At 74.0% G+C, this 955-nt stretch carries 2 protein-coding genes; both read left to right on the forward strand.

The window, feature by feature from the left end:
- A partial coding sequence (locus AC27KI_RS25845; protein ID WP_487116691.1) for a response regulator occupies positions 1 to 523 on the forward strand: 523 nt, incomplete at its 5' end.
- Positions 507 to 955: pseudouridine synthase (locus AC27KI_RS25850; protein WP_487116693.1), on the forward strand; the 449-nt coding region annotated here is incomplete at its 3' end. The genes AC27KI_RS25845 and AC27KI_RS25850, both read left to right, overlap by 17 nt.

Genomic DNA, 955 nt, shown 5'->3' on the forward strand with positions numbered 1-955 from the left:
CGAAGGCAGCCGCTTCACGCTTTACTTCCCCGTGGCGCCGGATTCGGCACCGAGCGCGCCGCCGCACGCCCCCCCAGCCCGCCGCCCCGCCGCCCGTGCAGAGCGCGGACGAGCGCACGCGCACGTGATGTACGTGGACGACGACGAGGCGCTGGTCTTCCTCGTGCGGCGCCTGCTGCGCCGCCGCGGCTACCAGGTGACCGGGTTCACCGATCCGCACGAAGCCACCGAGGCCCTGCGCGCCGACCCGCGCAACTACGACCTGCTGGTGACCGACTACAACATGCCCGGCTACTGCGGCGTGGACCTGGTGCGCGAGGCCAAGCGCATCCGCCCTGACCTGCCGGTGGCCCTGGCCTCGGGCCACGTCACCGCGGAGATCGAACAATCGGCCCTGGCCGAAGGCGCGAGCGCCCTCATCCACAAGCCCAACGACGTGGAAGAGCTTTGCGCCACCGTGCACCAGCTGGTGCATGGCACGGCCAAGGGCCCCGATGACCCGGCCGATGGCGGACGCCACTGAGGCGGCGCCAGGCGCCGGGGAAGCCGCACCGCCGCCCGATTGCCTGTACGCCGACGACGACCTGCTGGTGCTGGCCAAGCCCTCGGGCCTGCTGTGCGTTCCGGGGCGCGGCCCCGACAAGCAGGACTGCCTGAGCGCCCGTGCGCTGCAGCACTGGCCGGACGCCCTGGTGGTGCACCGGCTGGACCAGGCGACCTCCGGCATCGTGCTCATGGCGCGGCACGCGACGGCCCAGCGCACGCTGGGCGATGCCTTCGCCGCACGGCAGGTGGACAAGCGCTACGAGGCCGTGGTGCAGGGCCCGGCGCCCGCGCCGCCCGCCGCCGATGGGACCGCCGGCGGCTGGCAGGCGATCGACCTGCCGATCGCCGCCGACTGGGAGCGCCGCCCGCTGCGCGTATCGACGCCGCACGGGCAAGCCGAGCTGACCCA

Source organism: Acidovorax sp. KPB24-03 (genome assembly GCF_057546605.1).